The following is a 510-nucleotide window of genomic DNA, read 5'->3' as shown; positions in this document are numbered from 1 at the left end:
GATAAATGTCTTGGCCAAGCTGCTCGACAGCCACGTCGCCGTACCAGTTGGCCTCGCCCAGTTCCAAACAGCCGCCTCCAAGCGGAATAGCGTTTTGTTGCCGCATTTGGCTAAATAGAACGTATTCGATGGCAGTGATAGCCATGGATCTCTCCTTGTTTAAAGGAAGTTGCAGCGGCGGCATGGCTCTACCTGCAGACGGTTGTCCACCGTCGCGCGCAGTCGGCGAAAGCTTGGGCTGTTGTAGATGTCGAGGACATGCTGGTCCCGAACGTTGCCTATGGGGTAGCGTGCCTGGCCATCGGCGCAACAGTGGGCTACCACACCCGTTGCCGTGATTGATATGTCAAACCAGCGAGTGCAGGCTATGGGCGGTGCCGTGGGAGGCGACACATCGACCTGGCCAAGCCAGTTCATGCGCGGAAAAATGCTAACTTCGAACAATGGATACGTTGTCCTTACCCAGGTAATGAAATCCTCATCAGCTGCTGTGCCTTCTCCAACACGGGA

The 510-nt window shown here is 55.9% G+C and carries 1 protein-coding gene; it reads right to left on the bottom strand.

The window, feature by feature from the left end; translation table 11 throughout:
• Nucleotides 1–159: 159 nt before the first annotated feature.
• Nucleotides 160–510 (bottom strand): SPASM domain-containing protein (locus NW838_RS12005; protein ID WP_414428105.1); only part of this gene is annotated, 351 nt, incomplete at its 5' end.

Origin of the sequence: Synechococcus sp. R55.2 (assembly GCF_047462075.1) — a bacterium.
In the GTDB taxonomy this organism is placed as follows: domain Bacteria; phylum Cyanobacteriota; class Cyanobacteriia; order Thermostichales; family Thermostichaceae; genus Thermostichus.
The sequence above is the reverse complement of the archived record's forward strand: the minus strand, read 5'-3'. Positions and strand labels throughout refer to the sequence as shown.